Consider the following 754-nt stretch of genomic DNA (forward strand, 5'->3'; position numbering starts at 1 on the left):
GTGTAGGCTCGCTCCAGATCTTTTAGCGTTTGCTGCAAGGGTTGGGAGGGCGTTTCGGCAAGCCAAGCGGTTGAGTCTTCCGACTTCCATTGGGTGAGCTGTTTACACAGCTCCGCATAGCCGAGCTTCTTCTCGCCCTGTTCAAAGCGCTCCTGCTGCAACGCCAGCGCCTTGTTGAACACGAAACGGCATGAACCAGCGAAGCGGCGCATTCGCAGCTGTTGCTGGCCGTCTGGCCGAAGTTCATATTTGAAGGCTTGAAGTCGTTGCATGGCCATAATATACTTTGGTCTATGAGCAAAATCAATGACATTAGAACTGGCAGACACTGCGTTTTCTCTATGCATGTTCATTTGGTCTTTGTGACGAAATATCGCAGAAGAGTATTCGACAATGCCGCCATCGACCGCCTTAGAGAGCTGTTCTCCAAGATCTGCGCTGACTTTGAGGCAGAGCTAAAAGAGATGGATGGAGAGGTTGATCATGTTCACCTGCTGGTGAATTACCCGCCAAAAGTGGCAGTATCGGCGCTGGTGAACAGCCTAAAAGGGGCATCCAGTCGGGTGCTGCGAAAAGAGCGGCCAGACATCGCCGCCAAGTTCTACTACAAGGGCATGTTGTGGTCGCCATCTTACTTTGCATCGAGTTGTGGCGGCGCTCCGATAGAGATCATCCGGCAGTACATCGAGCAACAGCAAACACCTCATTAACCATGGAACGGCTACGCCATTCACACCTTATATCCCCGCCATGA

Annotated in this window: 2 protein-coding genes; one reads left to right on the top strand and one right to left on the bottom strand. The window is 52.0% G+C overall.

Going from position 1 to position 754, the window contains the following annotated elements:
- Nucleotides 1-272: transposase (locus OKC43_RS21665; RefSeq protein ID WP_270808805.1), on the bottom strand; the 272-nt coding region annotated here is incomplete at its 3' end.
- A gap of 21 nt (nucleotides 273-293) precedes the next feature.
- Between OKC43_RS21665 and tnpA the strand changes: the two genes are divergently transcribed.
- Entirely contained in the window at nucleotides 294-710 is a 417-nt protein-coding gene (gene tnpA / locus OKC43_RS21670; RefSeq protein WP_064338318.1) for an IS200/IS605 family transposase, read from the top strand.
- Nucleotides 711-754: the final 44 nt, after the last annotated feature.

It is taken from the genome of Aeromonas sp. Y289-2 (assembly GCF_027705925.1).
In the GTDB taxonomy this organism is placed as follows: Bacteria; Pseudomonadota; Gammaproteobacteria; order Enterobacterales; family Aeromonadaceae; genus Aeromonas; species Aeromonas veronii.

Bases quoted from the DNA above. Each gene is read 5' to 3' on its own strand.
- tnpA (WP_064338318.1), top strand. From the start codon at position 294: ATGAGCAAAATCAATGACATTAGAACTGGCAGACACTGCGTTTTCTCT.